Raw genomic sequence first — 16,530 nt, forward strand, 5'->3', positions numbered from 1 at the left:
GCGGTCCCGGCCGGCGCGACCGCGACCGACGTCGTGCTGACGATCACCCAGATGCTGCGCAAGCACGGCGTGGTCGGCAAGTTCGTCGAGTTCTACGGCGACGGTGTCGCGGCGGTGCCGCTGGCGAACCGGGCCACGATCGGCAACATGAGCCCGGAGTTCGGCTCCACCTGCGCGATCTTCCCGATCGACGACGTGACGCTGGACTACCTGCGGCTGACCGGTCGCTCCGACGACGACGTCGCGCTGGTCGAGGCGTACGCGAAGGAGCAGGGCCTCTGGCACAACCCGGCCGTCGAGCCGCGGTACTCCGAGTACCTGGAGCTCGACCTGTCGACGGTGGTGCCGTCGATCGCCGGCCCGAAGCGCCCGCAGGACCGGATCGAGCTGAGCAAGGCCAAGGAGTCGTTCCGCGGCGTGCTGCCGGACTACGCGACCGAGGAGAAGGACGTCGACCCGTCGGAGACCGGGAGCTTCCCGGCCAGCGACGCGCCGAACGGGCACGGCCACCCGGACGACAACCCGCACACCGTTGCCGCCGGCAAGGACCGTCCGTCGAAGAAGACGAAGGTCACGCTGGAGGGCCAGGAGATCGAGCTCGACCACGGCCACGTGGTGATCGCGAGCATCACCTCCTGCACCAACACCTCCAACCCGTCGGTCATGCTGGCCGCTGCGCTGCTCGCGAAGAACGCGGTCGACAAGGGCCTCGCCTCCAAGCCGTGGGTGAAGACGTCGCTGGCGCCGGGGTCGAAGGTCGTCACCGACTACTACGAGAAGGCCGGCGTGACGCCGTACCTGGAGAAGCTCGGCTTCCACCTGGTCGGCTACGGGTGTACGACGTGCATCGGCAACTCCGGCCCGCTGCCCGAGCCGATCTCGGCCGGCGTGCAGGAAGCGGACCTCGCGGTCGTGAGCGTGCTGTCCGGCAACCGGAACTTCGAGGGCCGGATCAACCCGGACGTGAAGATGAACTACCTGGCGTCGCCGCCGCTGGTGATCGCGTACGCGCTCGCCGGGACGATGGACTTCGACTTCGAGAACGATGCCCTCGGCAAGGACACCGACGGGAACGACGTGTTCCTGTCCGACATCTGGCCGAGCGCCGACGAGGTCGAGCGGACCATCGCGAGCTCGATCAACAAGGAGATGTTCACGAAGGACTACGCCGACGTGTTCGCCGGTGACGAGCGCTGGCAGTCGCTGCCGACGCCCGAGGGCAAGACGTTCGCCTGGGACGCCGAGTCGACGTACGTCCGGAAGCCTCCGTACTTCGACGGGATGGCGAAGGACCCGTCGCCGGTCACCGACATCGCCGGCGCCCGGGTGCTGGCGAAGCTCGGCGACTCGGTCACCACCGACCACATCTCGCCGGCCGGTTCGATCAAGGCCGACAGCCCGGCCGGCAAGTACCTGGCCGAGCACGGGGTGGACCGGAAGGACTTCAACTCGTACGGTTCCCGCCGGGGCAACCACGAGGTGATGATCCGCGGTACGTTCGCGAACATCCGGCTGCGGAACCAGATCGCCCCGGGCACCGAGGGCGGTTTCACCCGCGACTTCACCAAGGACGACGCGCCGGTCACCACGATCTACGACGCGGCCCAGGCGTACGCCGAGCAGGGCACCCCGCTGGTGATCCTGGCCGGCAAGGAGTACGGCTCGGGTTCGTCGCGGGACTGGGCCGCGAAGGGTACGGCGCTGCTCGGCGCGAAGGCCGTCATCACCGAGTCGTTCGAGCGCATCCACCGGTCGAACCTGATCGGCATGGGCGTGCTGCCGCTGCAGTACCCGGAGGGCGAGACCGCGGAGTCGCTCGGCCTGACCGGCGAGGAGACCTTCGACATCACCGGCGTCACCGCGCTGAACGACGGCGACATCCCGCGCACGGTGCACGTCAAGGCAACCTCACCCGACGGCGGCGTGCAGGAGTTCGACGCGGTCGTCCGGATCGACACCCCCGGTGAGGCCGACTACTACCGCAACGGCGGCATCCTGCAATACGTACTGCGCTCGCTGATCGCGAGCTGACGGCGGCCGACGAGATGGAGCGTCGGACCGGCGAGGATGACGGCGTCGTCCGGATCTGGCACGACGAGGAGGGCTGGGGCGTCGTTGACTGCCCCAGCACCCCCGGCGGCTGCTGGACCCACTTCTCGGTGATCGAGGCCGAGGGATTCCGCTCCCTGCCGCCGGGCGGCTCCGTGCGCGTCCGCTGGGAGTCGGCGGACCAGGACGGCTACGACTACCGCGCTGAGTGGGCCAAGGCGCTCTGACGACAGCTCCTTCGTGCTCACCGAGTCGTGTCGGATGGCTTGCGGCCCGCTTGGCGAGTCGTGGAGCGAGGTTGTGCTGATCGGCGTGTCGTCGGCTGAAAACCACGAGTCGACGGAGAACTGTCGGATCGGTGGGGTTTAGTGGGGGGATGGGAAAGGGTCGGGATACGCCTCGGGATGTGGTTCGGGCGGCTTGTGGGGAGTACGGCGAGGACGCCGTGATCGACTGGTGTGTCGCGTTTCTCGGTGGGGAGATCTCGGGGGAGGAGGCGTACGGCGCCGCGTTGCCGAAGTTGGTGGCGATCACCGGGGCGGAGAATCCGGGTGGGTGGAAGACGCCGGTTGATCCGGTCAACTACTACTGGGTCCGGGTGTGGGCGGCGCGGGTGTTCCTGTACGTGTGGCGGGATGACCTCGTCGACGTACTGCGGGTCGCCGCGGGGGATCCGGCGTGGCGGGTGCAGGAGCACGTTGCGAAGATCACCGCTCAGCGTGAGCTCGGTCAGCTGGTCGACGTACTGCTCCCGCTCCTCGACCACGAACTCCCACGGGTCCGCGCGGCGGCTGTCCGTGCGGTGGGCGCCGCAGGCGAGTACGAACACGCCGCCGCCCTCCGCCCACTCGCTGACGACCCCGACCACACCGTGCGAGCCGCCGTAGAACGCGCACTCACCAACCTGGAAACCCGCCTTGACCGCCCCATCCGCTGACCGGATCTCCGCGCGGCCTGCGACCTCCGGAGATGGTGCTGTTGTGGGGGAGATCCATGCTGCTTCTTGGGGTGCGGCGTACGGGCCGCTGTTTTCCGCGGAGGTTGCGCGGGAGGGGATCGAGAGCCGGCTGGGCCGGTGGTATGAGCGGCTGCGGGTGGGGAGCGGGCTGGTGATGCTCGGGTTCGTCGGGGAGCGGGCGTTGGCGATGTCGTGGAGTCTGCCGTCCGAGACGCGGCCCGGGTACGCCGAGATCTACAGCTTCTACACGCACCCGGACGGCTGGGGCAGCGGCGTCTCGGTCGCCCTCATGGACGCGACGCTCCAGCACCTGGCGACCGACCGCGTACACCTCTGGACCCTGCGCGACACCCCACAGTCCCGGCGCTTCTACACCAAGTGCGGCTTCGTCGAGACCGGTGCCACCCAGACGAGAGACTTCGGCGACGGCAACCCGCTCCCACAGGTGGAGTACGAGCTAGGGCAGCGCCGCGCGTAGCTTCCCGGCGTACTCCTCGGCCTCGGCGGTGTCGGTGTACTTCGTCCGCGGCCAGAAGAAGCCGCGCAACCCGTCGCCCTTGGTGCGCGGTACGACGTGGACGTGCAGATGCGGCACCGACTGCGACACGACGTTGTTCACGGCAACGAACGACCCTTGCGCGTCGAACGCCGTCCGGACCGCGGCCGCCACCGAGCGGGCCGCGCCGAACAGCGGGACCGTCAGCTCGTCCGGCAGCTCGACCAGCGTCGGCACGTGCGCGCGCGGCACGATCAGCGTGTGCCCCTTGAACACCGGCCGGACGTCCAGGAACCCGACGACCTCAGGTGTGTCCAGGACGATCTGCGCGGGCGTCGTACCCGCGATGATTGAACAGAACAAGCAGTCAGCCATCAGCCCAGTTTCTCGTCCACGAAGCACCAACGCCAAGTCTCGCCCGGCTCGAAGCTGCGCATCACCGGGTGCTTGGTCGTGGCGTGGTGCTTGCTGGCGTGCTTCATCACCGACGAGTCGCAGCACCCGACGTGCCCGCAGCCGAGACACAGCCGCAGGTGAACCCATGACCCACCGGTCGCCAGGCACTCCTCGCAGCCGTCCGGCGTGTTCGGCGTGACCACCACCGGTGCCTCCTCGAGGTGCGAACACGCGCCGCCCGGCGGCACCTTCGGCCGCAGGTCCTCGGAGCGCCCGCCGACGTCGTCGTCCTCGTCGCGGTCCAGGATCGACTCCTCGATGTCGAGCGCGCTCTGCGCCCGCTGGAGCACCTCGTCCGCGACCAGGCCGGCGTCGCGGACCTTGAGGATGTGCGAGCGCTCCGCCTCGAGCATCGCGATCCGCAGCCGCCGGTACGCCTCGCTCGGCGTCTCGTACTCGCTCTCCGGCCGCCCGAGCCGCTCCCAGGCCGCCTGTGCCCGGGCCTCACCCCGCTGCCGCAGTACGTCGAGAACGGCCGGCGGGTCGCTCGGCTGCACGAGTTCGTCGAGCTTGGCGATCGCGGCCCGGTGGGCTCCTTGCAGTACGGCGGCCTCCTGCAGCGCGTCCTCCGCCGGGTCCGGCCCGGGCAGGCGCAACCGGCGTACCAGCCACGGCAGTGTCGAGCCCTGGACGAGCAGCGTGCCTGCGGTGACGGCGAGCGCGATGAACACCAGTACTTCGCGGTGCGGCGTCGAAGGGGGCAGCGTGAACACCGCCGCCAGTGTGACCACACCGCGCATCCCCGCCCAGGACACGACGATCAGCGCGCGCCGGGACACCGGCCCCGGCTGCGACGGTCCGAGGAACCGGCGGGACAGCATCGTCGTCGGGATCACCCAGATCGGGCGCAGCAGCACGACCGCGAGGAACACCGCGAGCGTCGTGGCCGCGATCAGCCAGGTCGGCAACGGGCTCGCGGTCAGGTCGTCGAGGATCCACCGGGTCTGCAGGCCGATCAGCAGGAAGACCGTGTTCTCCAGCAGGAACTGGAACGTGCGCCAGTTGGTCCGCTCCGACATCCGCGACTTGGCCGACTGGATGATCGGCGCCTTGTGGCCGAGCAGCAGGCCGGTGACGACGACGGCGAGTACGCCGGACGCGTGAATGTAGTGGTTCTCCGCCGCGATGTACGCGACGAACGGCGCGGTCAGGCTGAGCGTGGTGTCCAGCACCGGGTCGGTGAACCGGCGGCGGATCTTCGCCAGCACGAACGTGACGACGATGCCGATCAGTACGCCGCCACCGGCCGCGCGCAGGAAGTCCAGGCCGACGTGCAGCACGGTCGGCGTGACGAGGGCGGCCGCGACCGCCGTGCGCAGGCAGACCAGCGCGGTCGCGTCGTTCAGCAGGCTCTCGCCTTCGAGGATTGTGACGATCCGCCGGGGGAGACCGACGCGTTTGGCGATCGCGGTCGCGGCGACCGCGTCCGGCGGCGCGACCACCGCACCGATCGCGAACGCGGCCCAGAACGGCAGCGGCTGCTGACCGATCGACGCCGCGACCCGGCCGAGCAGCCACCAGGTGACCAGGCCGACACCGAGTGCGGTGAACGCGACCAGGCCGACGGACAGCAGCCCGATCGACCGGCGGTGCTTGGAGAAGTCGACCAGGCTGGTCTTGATCGCCGCGGAGTACAGCAGCGGCGGCAGGAAGCCGACCAGCACGACCTCGGGCTGGAGCTCGACGCGCGGGATGAACGGCAGGTACGACGCGGCGATCCCGATGACCACCAGCAGCAGGGGAGCCGAGAGGCCGATCCGTCGCGCCAGCGCGGCGCCGCCCGCGACGACGGCGACGAGGGCCACGACCTCGATCGCGATATGCACGGGCACAGTGTCGCAGCGGCGACGCGGTTTCCACCCATCGGTTCGCGCAGAGCGCACCGTCAGAGGTTCTGCAGGATCACCCCGGCGACGATCACGGCACAGACGGTGAGGTTGTCCCACCGGTGCTGCACCAGGATCGCGACGAACTCACGCAGGGTCGCACTGGGCCAGTAGTACTGCGCGGTCGGTGAACCGATCACCTGCCCGTCGACCTTGGCCCGGCGTGCGGTCATCGCGGCCCGGAAGGCATGGAAATTGTTCGTCACGATCAGGCAGCGGTACGCCGGCTTCAGCGCCTGCATGATCTGCGCGCTGAACACCAGGTTCTCCGTCGTCGACCTCGACCGGTCCTCGCGCCGGATCCGATCGGCCGGCACGCCGTGCTCGACCAGGTACTCCGCCATCGCGTGTGACTCCGGGATCTCCTCACCCCTGCCCTGTCCGCCGGAGGTGATGAGCAGCGGCCGGCACTGTTCCTGCTCGAAGACCTCTCGGGCGCGATCCAAGCGGCTTGCCAGCAGCGGTGGCACCCGGGTGCCGCGGAGCGCCGAACCGAGGACGACGATGAAGTCGATCGGGCGCTGCCACGCGACCCAGCTGTACACGGTGGAGTACACCAGGAAGCACACGAACAGGAACGACACGTAGGCCAGGATCCGGAGCAGCGACGTCTGTACGATCTCCAACGGCCGCCAGCCGATCCGCTCGGTCAGAAAACCGAACAGCCCTAACGCGACGATGGCCAGCCCGGCCAGCAGTGAGAGCAGGTTTCCGAGCCGGCGGCCTTCCCGGCGGAACATGATCAGCCCGTTCCAGATCAGGAAGACCGCGAGTACGGCGACGGACAGCATGATCGCGATCAGTACCGCCACGACCACGACCTCCGCGGCCGTCCGGGACAGCCGCTCGAGCGCGAAGACCAGGCCGGCCAGCGCGAACAGGCAGGCCAGCACCAGGTAGACGCCGTTCAGCAGCAGCCGGCGGTCGCGCAGAAAGTTGACCGCGAAGACCACGAGCCATAGACCGGCGACCCCGAACGAGACGATCATGCCGATGTCACCTCTCGTACACTCATGTTCACAATCGGTATCAAACCATTTCAGGAGTGGTTGATGCGTCGTCGTGTGCTTGCCCTGGTCGGTGTGGTGGCGCTGTCGCTGTCGCCGGTGGTCCCGGCCGCGGCCGCCGATACGGTCACCAACACGGTCACCAACGGTTGCGTCGATTCGGTGCCGGAGCCAGGGACGACGACGCCCGTGAAGATCTGTTACACGCTGTTCAAACCGTCCACCGCGTCGAAGCAGCACACCGTGCCGCTGATCTTCCACAGCCATGGCTGGGGCGGGAGCCGGACGACGGACCCGAAGGCGTTCAAGGCGTGGCTGGACGCCGGGTTCGGCGTACTGAGCTTCGACCAGCGGAGCTTCGGGCAGAGCACCGGCGTCGCGCACGTGATGAACCCGGACTACGAGGGCCGCGACGTGGTCAAGCTGGTCGACCTGGTGGCGAGCCTCGACTGGGTGACGAAGCAACGGCCCGGTGATCCCCTGATCGGCGCGATCGGAGGCTCGTACGGCGGTGGGTACCAGCTCGCCGGCGCGTTCACCGAGCTGCGGGACCGCGGCGCGACCCGGTTCGACGCGCTGGCGCCGGAGATCACCTGGTGGGACCTGAAGCAGAGTCTCGCGCCGCAGGAGGCGGCCCGGACGATGTGGCTGTCGATCCTGTTCGCGGGCGGCGCGACGCACCTGCCGCCGGCGGTGTCGAAGGCGTTCGTCGCGCTGATCGCCACCGGCGCGTGGCCGGCCGGGAAAGCCGGACGCGACCTGACAGAGTTCTTCGCGCACAACGGCCCGGCCTGGCACGTGTCCCAGGGGCGCAAGCTCGACATCCCGGTGCTGTTCGGCCAGGGCATCTCCGACAACCTGTTCAACCTCAACCAGGGCCTGATGAACTTCGACCACGCGCTCACGGCGCGGGCCCGGGCGCGGTCGATCTTCGTCGGGTACAACGGCGGTCACACGCTGCCCGCCGTCGTACCGCCGGGGTACGCGACGCCCGGTGATCCCTGCTCGGTCGCGCTCGGCTCGCCGGACTTCTCGAGCCTGTCGATCCGCTTCATGCAGGAGAAGCTGCTGCACAAGTCCGAGGGTCTGACCGGGTTCGGCACCTACCACCTGTCCACCGCCGCCGGTCGTTGCCTCACGCAACGGAGCTTGACGCCGAACAAGCGCTACCCGCTCGGCAAGATCGTCGTACCGACCGGTGCCGGGCTGCCGGTCAACCTGCCGATCGCGAAGGGCCCGATCACGATCGCCGGTACGCCGACCGTGACCGCGAACGTGTACACGATCATCCCGCAGTCGGCGGCGTACTTCGCGCTGAGCGTCGGCACGAACCCGCTGACCGCGAAGATCGTGCAGAACAACACGATGCCGCTGCGCGAACAACGCGCCGCGCACGGTGTCCGCCGTACCTTCGAACTCCCGGCGATCGCGGTGGACGTCCCGGCCGGCCAGAACCTGTACCTGACCGCCGCCCCGATCGCCGACATGTACGCCGGCCAACGCGGCCCGCTCCCCGGCCTGATGCTGCTCAAGAACGGCTCACTGAGCGTCCACCAGGTGCGTTAGCGGATCTTGTCCAGGTGGGTCTTGTAGACGGTCAGGAACGGTTCCTCGGTGGAGACGGCGCGGAAGAGCCAGTCGCAGGTCTGCTGGGCGGTGGCGATCACGTCCGGCGGGTACGAGTACTTCACCTGGTGCTCGGCGAACTCGTCCTCGTCGTCCACGAAGACGGTGCCGTCGCGGCGCTTGATCACGTCCAGGTCGAGGTCGATCATCGTCACCACGTCGTCGGAGAACTCGACCGGCGTGGTGATGTCGGCGTAGATCTCGGTGTACCGCGGCTCGTCGTTGAAGATCGCGGTGAACCACTTGTCCCGCGGGAACAGCTGCACGTGCGCCTGCTCCTGCGTCACCTCGGGCTCGGCGCCACGCTGCGACACCGACCCCGCCGGCGCCCCCAGCCACACCCCGTACTCGTCCTCACCGAGATACCGCATCCACTGATGCCAGTGCAGCTTCTCGTCGTACTTGCGGTAGACCACCCGGACATCGCGCATGGGCGTCAACTTACCGGCTCAGGGCGTCAGCGAGCGGAGCTGCTCCAGGTACGGCTTGTAGGCGGTCATGAACGGTTCGGTGCTGGTGATGGTGGCGGCCAGGTGGTCGCAGACGGCCTGGGCGGTGGCGATCACTTGCGGTGGGTAGTCGTAGCGGAGCTGGTGGTCGCGGAACTCGTCCTCGTCCATCACCTTGACCGTGCCGTCGCGGAGCAGGCGGATGTCCAGGTCGAGGTCGACCGCGGTGACCGAGTCGACGCCGAACTCGGCCGGCATCGTGATGTCGCAGTAGATCGCGGTCAGGTGCGGTACGTCGTTGAACAGCGCGCTCCACCACTGCCCGCGCGGGAACAGCCGGACCCGGTGGTGGTCGATGGACTGCCAGCTGCCGTCGGCGCGCTGGCCCCGGCTGCCGGGCAGCGAGCCGACCCACAGGCCGTGCTCGTCCTCACCGAGCCGGATCGCCTCGAGCAGGCGGTGCGGCTGCCCGTCGTATTTCCGGAACAACGTCCTCACCATCTCCACACCCGTTACCCTAAGTGAGACGCAGCACACCTTCGAACCAGCCACACGTGGCCGGCGTCTTGGAATATGAGAGCATTCGAGGACTACCTGCGGGAGGAGCTCGATGCGCGTGCTGGAGACGGTAGAGGGTCCGGACGACCTCAAGAAGCTGACGGATCAGCAGCTGACCGATCTGGCGACCGAGATCCGTGACGTGCTGGTCGAGACCGTGACCCGCACCGGCGGCCACCTCGGTCCGAACCTCGGCATGGTCGAGATCACCCTGGCGATGCACCGGGTCTTCGACTCCCCGCGGGACCGGCTGGTCTTCGACATCGGCCACCAGGCCTACGTGCACAAGCTGGTCACCGGCCGGGCCGGGGACTTCGGCACGCTCCGGCAGGCCGGCGGCCTGTCCGGGTACCCGAGCCGGTCCGAGTCCGAGCACGACATCGTCGAGAACTGCCACGCCTCGACCGCGCTGTCGTACGCCGACGGCCTGGCGAAGGCGTACCGGCTGCGCGGCGAGAACCGGCACGTGGTCGCGGTGATCGGCGACGGCGCGCTGACCGGCGGGATGGCCTGGGAGGCGCTGAACAACATCGCCGCCGCCAAGGACCTGAACCTGGTCATCATCGTGAACGACAACGGCCGCTCGTACAGCCCGACCGTCGGCGGCCTCGCGACGCACCTGACCAGCCTGCGCACCAACCCGCGGTACGAGAAGATCCTCGACCTGATCAAGAAGAACCTCGGCCGGACGCCGTACGTCGGCCCGCCGATGTACGAGGTGCTGCACGGCGTGAAGAAGGGCCTGAAGGACATGCTCGCCCCGCAGGGCATGTTCGAGGACCTCGGCCTGAAGTACGTCGGCCCGGTCGACGGCCACGACCGGCAGGCGCTCGAGGACGCGCTGCGGAACGCGAAGTCCTTCGGCGGCCCGGTGATCGTGCACGCGGTCACCAAGAAGGGCTTCGGCTACCCGGCCGCCGAGCAGGACGAGGAGGACAACCTGCACCAGGTCCGCCCGCTGAACAAGCCGCGCGGCTGGACCGACGTGTTCTCCGACGAGCTGGTGAAGATCGGCCACCGGCGCCCGGACGTGGTCGCGATCACCGCGGCGATGCTGCACCCGACCGGGCTGGCGCCGTTCGCGGAGGAGTTCCCGGGCCGGACCTTCGACGTCGGGATCGCCGAGCAGCACGCGGTGACCAGCGCGGCAGGTCTCGCGCTCGGCGGCCTGCACCCGGTCGTGTGCCTGTACTCCACGTTCCTCAACCGGGCCTTCGACCAGACCATGATGGACGTCGCGCTGCACAAGTGCGGTGTGACGTTCGTCCTCGACCGTGCGGGGGTCACGGGTGACGACGGTCCGACCCACAACGGTGTGTACGACATGTCGCTGCTGCAGCTCGTCCCGGGCCTGCGGCTGGCGGCGCCGCGGGACGGCAAGCGGCTCCAGGAGCTGCTGAACGAGGCCGTCGACGTGGACGACGTCCCGACCGCGCTGCGGTTCGCCAAGGGCGAGGTGTTCGCGGACATCGAGGAGGTCGACCGGGTCGGCTCGGTCGACGTACTGCAGCGCTCCGGCCAGGACGTGCTGCTGGTCGGGATCGGTTCGATGGCGGCGACCGCGATGGACGTCGCGCAGCGGCTCGAGCAGCACGGCTTCGGCGTCACCGTGGTCGACCCGCGCTGGGTGAAGCCGGTGGCCCCGGAGCTCGTCGAGCTGGCCGCGGACTTCAAGCTGGTCGTCTCGATCGAGGACAACGGGCGGGCCGGCGGCTGCGGCGAGATGATCGCGCAGGCGCTCCGCGACGGCGGCGTACGGACCACGTTCCGCGACTTCGGCGTACCGCAGGTATTCCTCGAGCACGCCAAGCGCGCCGCCGTACTGCAGGAGATCGGGCTCACCGGGCAGGAGATCGCCCGGGAGATCACCGAGCAGCTCACGCAGCACGTCGACGCCGCCCTCGGCGAACCGCACCGGGCCGGCGGCCGGAACTCTTAGCCGGGCGCCATGTCGGACGGGGGAGGGCGACACAGCAGGCATGCCGCCGTCCGTCGGCGGTCGCGGGCCTGGCCGATCCTGCTCTCGCTGGCCCTGGTCGCGGCGGCGGTCGGCGGCGGGCTGTACCTGCACAGTTCGAGCCAGCACGCCGACGACGCGGCCGGCGCCGGCCCGAATACGCCGGCGATCGACCTGGCGGCCCGGTCCGCGGCCGTCAACCAGGTGCTGCAGCGCCGTTCGCAGGCGGTCCTGACCGGGAACGAACAGGAGTTCATCGCGGACGTCGACCCGGCGAACACCAAGCTGGTGGAACGGCAGCGCACTCTGTTCACGAACCTCCGCCAGTTCGGTTTCGCGAAGCTCGCCTACCAGCAGCTCGCCCAGCAGTACGACGACGCGCTCGCGCAGAAGTACGGCCCGTCGACGTACCTGGTCGCGGTAGCGATGGAGTACCAACTGCGTGGCATCGACCTGGTGCCGGTGCGGGCGATGCTCGGGTACACGTTCAGCCGCCGGCCGAACGGGACCTGGATGCTGATGTCCGACTCGGACCTCGACAAGCGGCTGCCGCGCGGCTCGCACCAGGAGGCCTGGGACTTCGGGCCGGTCCTGGTGAAGCGGGCGCCGCGGGTGCTCGTGGTCGTCGAGCAGGGCCAGGACGCGCTCGCGAACAAGTTCGTCACGATGTCACAGAATGCCGTCCAGGCGGTCTCCAAGGACTGGCCCGGCGGCTGGAACGGCTCCGGCGTGGTGATCGCGCTCGACGACAAGGTGGTCCGCGGCGCCGACTACTCGCAGCCGCGGAACGCCGCGGACGCGGTCGCGATGGCGACCTTCGTGTACCGCACGCTGCCCGGCGAGGTCACCGGCGAGGGGGAGCGGACCGACTCGTACGTCGTGCTGAACCCGCACAACCGGGACAAGGTCGACACCCGCATCCTCGCGCACGAGTTCACCCACGTCGCGACCGCGCCGTACGGGCCGTACGCCCCGCGCTGGCTGGTCGAGGGCGCCGCGACGTACATCGAGTTCCTGAACAACATGCCGGGGGAGCGGGACCTGGCGATCAGCCAGTACCGGCAGGACGTCCGGACGAAGTACCTCGCGAAGGCGACCGGGCTGCCCCCGGACGCGACGTTCTTCGACCAGGCCGTCAGCTCGTACCCGCTGTCCTGGCTGGCGCTCGACTACCTGTTCACGCGGTTCGGCGGGACCGAGGTGGGCACGCTGTACCGTGAACTCGCCTCGACGGGCGTCACGCAGAAGGACCGCGACCGGATCATGCTCGAGCACCTCGGAATGACGGAGGCCGGACTCTTCCGTGCCCTGAAAGCAGCCGCGGCAGCATGAGGCGCTGGCTGGGTCTGCTGCTGGCGGTGGTCCTGGTCTCCGGTGGCGTCGCCTACACCGTTGAACAACGCGAACAGGACGAACGCGCCCGGGCGCTGGCCACGCCGTCGGCGCGGCCCAGCAAGCCGTCCCGGATCGCCGCGGCCGTGGCGGCTCGCCGGGTCGCGATCGACACGATCCTGGTACGCCGGGCCGGCGCCGTGCAGACCGGTGACGAGCAGCAGTTCCTGGCCGACGTCGATCCGCTCAACAAGAAGCTCGTCGCCGCGCAGAAGGTCCTGTTCGCGAACCTGATGGAGATCGGGTTCACCGAGCTCGGCTACAGCCAGGCCGAGGAACGCTTCGACCCGGCCCTGCTCAGGGCCCACGGGCGTACGACGTACCTCGTCCGGGTGCTGATGCGGTACCAGATTCCCAAGGTCGACTTCACACCGGTGACGACCGAGCTCGGGTACACGTTCGTCGCCCGCGACGGGCACTGGCTGCTGACGTCCGACAGCGAGCTCGACGCCGACCTCGGGCCGGGCGCGCACCGCGAGGCGTGGGACCTCGGCCGGATCGAGGTGCAGCGCGCGCCGCGGGTGATGGTGATCGTCGGGAAGGGTGACACCAGGCGCGGCCGGGCGATCGTCCGGGCCGCGAACGAGGGCCTCGCCGAGGTGATGGCGTACTGGCCGCTGAAGTGGACCGGGTCGGTGCTGGTGATCGCGCTCGACCGGACTGCTGTCCGGGACGCCCGGTTCGCGGACGAGGACATCGAGTCCGCGGCCAGTACCGGTGCGACGTTCTCGTCGCTGCCGGGGCAGGACACCGCCGACGGCACGGTCGCCGGCGGCTACGTCGTGATCAACCCGAACCAGCGCGACCAGGCCGACGAGATCCTGCTGTCGCACGAGATCACCCACGTGGTGACCGCGGCGCTCGGCGGGTACGAGCCGCTGTGGCTGGCCGAGGGCACGGCGGAGTACGTGTCCTGGCGGGGGATCGAGGCGATCAGCGGACCGGGCGAGGTGGTCAAGTGGGAGCGGGAGGTCGTCGACACCGCCGTACCGCAGCTGTCCTCGCTGCCGGGCGACAACGGCTTCTACCAGAACACCGCGGACGTGTACGGCGTGAGCTGGCTGGCCGTCCGGTACCTCGTGCACAGGATCGGTCTCGGCCAGGTCGAGGAGCTGTACGAGGACCTGGCCCGGAACGGGACCGACCAGGCGTCCCGCGACCGGATCCTGCAGGCCCGCACCGGGCTGACCGAAGCGACGCTGTGGACCGCGCTGACAACATACCGGCCACAACGCTGAGTGGCGGTTTGACCTCGCGCTGTCTCAGCAGGCAACCTCGAAGGGTTCCGTCCACCTTCTAGGAGGCGCAGATGAGTCTTGTGCGGAAGAAGACGATCGAGCAGTCGATCGCCGACACGGACGAGCCGGAGTATCAGCTCAAGAAACGCCTCACCGCGATCGACCTGACCGTCTTCGGTATCGGTGTCATCATCGGTGCCGGCATCTTCACCCTGACCGGGCGTGCGGCCAAGCTGTACGCCGGCCCGGGCATCGCACTGTCCTTCGTACTCGCGGCGATCTGCTGTGCGCTGGCCGCGTTGTGCTACGCCGAGTTCTCGTCCACCGTGCCGGTGTCCGGTTCGGCGTACACGTTCTCGTACTTCTCGCTGGGCGAGATCTTCGCCTGGATCATCGGCTGGGACCTGCTGCTGGAACTGATGCTCGGGGCAAGCGTCGTGGCGCAGGGCTGGTCGACGTACGCGGCGTTGTTCCTGGATCAGATCGGGTTGGGCTGGCCGTCCTCGATAGGGCCTGACAGTCACGTGAACGTGCTGGCGATGCTGCTGGTCCTGGTGCTGGCGACGCTGGCGACCATCGGCATCAAGGAGTCGCTGCGGGTCAACCTGGTGCTGGTCGGCATCAAGCTGTTCGTGGTGCTGTTCGTGATCGTCGCCGGCCTGTTCTACATCAAGGGCTCGAACCTGTCGCCCTTCATCCCGCCGAGCGTCCCGTCGCCGAACGCGCACGTCGATGTCACCACCCCGCTGATCCAGGCCGTGTTCGGCGCCCCGTCGGCGTTCGGGATCATGGGCCTGGTGTCCGGTGCGTCGCTGGTGTTCTTCGCGTTCATCGGGTTCGACGTGGTCGCGACCACGGCCGAGGAGGCCAAGAACCCGCAGCGCGACCTGCCGCGCGGCATCATCGGTTCGCTGGCGATCTGCACGGTGCTGTACGTGCTGGTCTGCATCGTGATCACCGGCATGGTCAAGTACACCGACATCAACGGCGAGGCCGCGCTGGCCGAGGCGTTCAAGTCGGTCGGCCGGGGCGGCTTCGCGACGCTGATCTCGGCCGGTGCGGTCGCCGGTCTGACCACCGTCGTACTGACGCTGATGATCGGCGCGGCCCGGGTCGTGTTCGCGATGAGCCGTGACCACCTGATGCCGAAGCAGCTGGGCAAGACGCACCCGAAGTGGGGTACGCCGTACCGGCTGACGATCGGGATCGGTGTCGTGGTGGCGATCATCGCCGGGGTCACGCCGATCGGGAAGCTCGAGGAGATGGTGAACATCGGCACGCTGGCCGCGTTCACGCTGGTCTCGATCGCGGTGCCGCTGCTGCGCCGCAGCCGGCCGGACATCAAGCGCTCGTTCCGGGTGCCGGGCAGCCCGGTGATCCCGATCCTGGCCGCGGTGATCTGCGTCTACCTGATGCTGAACCTGTCGATCGAGACCTGGATCCGGTTCCTGGTCTGGATGGTGCTCGGCTTCGTCCTCTACGCGCTCTACGGGTACCGGAAGAGCCGCGTGGGCCTCGAGCAGAAGACCGGCGAGGTACAGAAGGCCTGACAGCTGCTGGGGGCCGGAGCGGGCTTCCGGCGCCGCACCGACCCCCAGCGGTACTAGGCGAGGCTCGCGACACCCTTCGGCAGGAAGCGGGTGCCGTTGACCTTCTCGGAGATGCCGGCGCGGTCCAGGTACGGCGTGATGCCGCCCAGGTGGAACGGCCAGCCGGCGCCGAGCAGCAGACAGAGGTCGATGTCCTGCGCCTCCGCGACCACGCCCTCGTCGAGCATGATCCTGATCTCCTCGGCGAGGGCGGTCAGCACCCGGGTGCGCAGCTCGTCGGCGGTGGACGGCTTGTCGCCGACCGTCACCAGCGCCTCGACCTCCGGGTCGACGACCGGCTTGCCCTCCGGCCACACGTAGAACGAACTCTTGCCGGCGGCAACCACCTTCGCGAGGTTCCCGGACACCGCGAACCGCTCCGGGTAGGCCCGGTTCATCGTCTCCGCGACGTGCAGCGCGACCGGGAGACCGACCAGCTGCAGCAGTACGAACGGCGGCATCGGCAGGCCGAGCGCGGACAGCGCCTTGTCCGCCTCGAGGATCGGCGTGCCCTCGTCCACCGCCGCGCTGACCTCACCGAGGAAACGGGTCAGCAGCCGGTTCACCACGAACGCCGGCGCGTCCTTCACCAGCACGCACGACTTCTTCAGCTTCTTGCCGACCGCGAACGCCGTCGCCAGCGACTCGTCGTCCGTCCTGTCCGCGCGGATGATCTCCAGCAGCGGCAGCACCGCGACCGGGTTGAAGAAGTGGAACCCGACGACCCGCTCCGGGTGCTCGAGGTCCGCGGCCATCTCGGTCACCGGCAACGACGACGTGTTGGTCGCCAGGATCGCGTCGGGCCGGACGATCTTCTCCAGGTCGGCGAAGATCGTCTTCTTCAGCTGCAGCTCCTCGAACACGGCCTC

General features: G+C 69.0%; 15 protein-coding genes. 9 read left to right on the plus strand and 6 right to left on the minus strand.

The genetic code is table 11. The annotated features are described in order from the left end of the window. The 4 genes from acnA to VFF46_RS21320 form a co-directional block, all read left to right on the plus strand. Positions 1-2,031: aconitate hydratase AcnA (acnA, locus tag VFF46_RS21305; protein WP_325038930.1), on the plus strand; the 2,031-nt coding region annotated here is incomplete at its 5' end. 14 nt (positions 2,032-2,045) lie between these two features. Then, positions 2,046-2,276, plus strand: a complete 231-nt coding sequence (locus VFF46_RS21310) for a cold shock domain-containing protein (RefSeq protein ID WP_325038931.1) — start codon at positions 2,046-2,048, stop codon at positions 2,274-2,276. Positions 2,277-2,455: 179 nt separating this feature from the next. After that, positions 2,456-2,986, plus strand: a complete 531-nt coding sequence (locus VFF46_RS21315; RefSeq protein ID WP_325038932.1) for a HEAT repeat domain-containing protein — start codon at positions 2,456-2,458, stop codon at positions 2,984-2,986. 43 nt (positions 2,987-3,029) lie between these two features. Next, a complete protein-coding gene (locus VFF46_RS21320) occupies positions 3,030-3,485 on the plus strand; it encodes a GNAT family N-acetyltransferase (RefSeq protein ID WP_325038933.1) in 456 nt (151 codons plus the stop codon). Here VFF46_RS21320 and VFF46_RS21325 read toward each other — a convergent pair. Genes VFF46_RS21325 through VFF46_RS21335 form a run of 3 tightly spaced genes read right to left on the minus strand, consistent with a single transcriptional unit; the run spans position 3,465 to position 6,834 of the window. Continuing rightward, entirely contained in the window at positions 3,465-3,878 is a 414-nt protein-coding gene (locus VFF46_RS21325; protein WP_325038934.1) for an HIT family protein, read from the minus strand. The genes VFF46_RS21320 and VFF46_RS21325 overlap by 21 nt on opposite strands. Beyond that, positions 3,878-5,785 carry a Na+/H+ antiporter gene (locus VFF46_RS21330; protein ID WP_325038935.1) on the minus strand — a complete coding sequence of 636 codons (1,908 nt, stop codon included), beginning with the start codon at positions 5,783-5,785 and terminating at the stop codon, positions 3,878-3,880. The genes VFF46_RS21325 and VFF46_RS21330 overlap by 1 nt, the downstream gene beginning before the upstream one ends. A 59-nt stretch (positions 5,786-5,844) precedes the next feature. Beyond that, positions 5,845-6,834: a YdcF family protein gene (locus VFF46_RS21335; RefSeq protein WP_325038936.1), complete on the minus strand. Its 990-nt coding sequence runs from the start codon at positions 6,832-6,834 to the stop codon at positions 5,845-5,847. A gap of 63 nt (positions 6,835-6,897) precedes the next feature. Here VFF46_RS21335 and VFF46_RS21340 point away from each other — a divergent pair, with 63 nt between their 5' ends. Beyond that, positions 6,898-8,418 carry a CocE/NonD family hydrolase gene (locus VFF46_RS21340; protein WP_325038937.1) on the plus strand — a complete coding sequence of 507 codons (1,521 nt, stop codon included), beginning with the start codon at positions 6,898-6,900 and terminating at the stop codon, positions 8,416-8,418. On the opposite strand, the gene VFF46_RS21345 is transcribed toward VFF46_RS21340, so the two are convergent. Next, positions 8,415-8,909, minus strand: coding sequence for a DUF402 domain-containing protein (locus tag VFF46_RS21345; protein ID WP_325038938.1), 495 nt, complete (start codon positions 8,907-8,909; stop codon positions 8,415-8,417). The genes VFF46_RS21340 and VFF46_RS21345 overlap by 4 nt on opposite strands. An 18-nt stretch (positions 8,910-8,927) precedes the next feature. Further along, complete coding sequence (locus tag VFF46_RS21350) at positions 8,928-9,428, minus strand: DUF402 domain-containing protein (protein WP_325038944.1); 501 nt, start codon at positions 9,426-9,428, stop codon at positions 8,928-8,930. A gap of 109 nt (positions 9,429-9,537) precedes the next feature. On the opposite strand from VFF46_RS21350, the gene dxs reads away from it, so the two are divergent. The 4 genes from dxs (at position 9,538) to VFF46_RS21370 (ending at position 15,622) form a co-directional block, all read left to right on the plus strand. Next, complete coding sequence (gene dxs, locus VFF46_RS21355) at positions 9,538-11,424, plus strand: 1-deoxy-D-xylulose-5-phosphate synthase (RefSeq protein ID WP_325038939.1); 1,887 nt, start codon at positions 9,538-9,540, stop codon at positions 11,422-11,424. Positions 11,425-11,433: 9 nt separating this feature from the next. Beyond that, complete coding sequence (locus VFF46_RS21360; RefSeq protein ID WP_325038940.1) at positions 11,434-12,774, plus strand: hypothetical protein; 1,341 nt, start codon at positions 11,434-11,436, stop codon at positions 12,772-12,774. Beyond that, positions 12,771-14,072, plus strand: a complete 1,302-nt coding sequence (locus VFF46_RS21365) for a hypothetical protein (RefSeq protein ID WP_325038941.1) — start codon at positions 12,771-12,773, stop codon at positions 14,070-14,072. Before VFF46_RS21360 ends, VFF46_RS21365 begins: the two co-directional genes overlap by 4 nt. A gap of 71 nt (positions 14,073-14,143) precedes the next feature. Continuing rightward, positions 14,144-15,622 (plus strand): amino acid permease, encoded by a 1,479-nt coding sequence (locus tag VFF46_RS21370; RefSeq protein WP_325038942.1) that lies wholly within the window; start codon positions 14,144-14,146, stop codon positions 15,620-15,622. Positions 15,623-15,675: 53 nt separating this feature from the next. Here VFF46_RS21370 and VFF46_RS21375 read toward each other — a convergent pair. Then, a partial coding sequence (locus VFF46_RS21375; RefSeq protein WP_325038943.1) for a 3-hydroxyacyl-CoA dehydrogenase family protein occupies positions 15,676-16,530 on the minus strand: 855 nt, incomplete at its 5' end.

Origin of the sequence: Kribbella sp., assembly GCF_035655035.1 — a bacterium.
GTDB lineage: Bacteria > Actinomycetota > Actinomycetes > Propionibacteriales > Kribbellaceae > Kribbella.